Source organism: Stutzerimonas stutzeri (assembly GCF_000935215.1).
Lineage (GTDB): Bacteria > Pseudomonadota > Gammaproteobacteria > Pseudomonadales > Pseudomonadaceae > Stutzerimonas.
In genome coordinates, this window is record NZ_JXXD01000371.1 from 1 (window position 1) to 405 (window position 405).

General features: G+C 64.4%; 1 protein-coding gene. It reads right to left on the bottom strand.

Translation table 11 applies throughout. The features are described 5' to 3' along the window. On the bottom strand, positions 1-405 hold a 405-nt coding region (locus tag LO50_RS23455), incomplete at both ends, for an EAL domain-containing protein (RefSeq protein ID WP_044316543.1).

The window sequence follows — 405 nt, forward strand, 5'->3', positions numbered from 1 at the left end:
GTTCGGTCACCTCGAGCATCAGCCGCGCCAGCGGTTGATCGGCGAGCACCGTGTCAAGCGCGCCGACGAGGATGGTTTCCGGCGAAACATTGAGCGACAGGTAGCTGTCTGCCGGCAGCTGATCGAAGTCGTGCAGGGCCGCCTCGATCAGGGCGACCTCCAGCTCCTGCTGCAAGCCGACCAGCCCGGCCTCGGCGAACCACTTGTCCGGGGTTCGCTGCGGCTGCGCGCTGAATCGAGCCAGCGCCTCGTGGCCAACGATGCGGTTTTCCACCAGATGCACAATGGGTTGGTACACCACCGAATACGCGCGTTGCTCGAGCACCGAGCGAATGCGCGTGAGCGTCTCGGCATAGCGGATCTCATTGAGCGCATGGCGTTCCAGCAATCTGCCGGCGAAGTCGG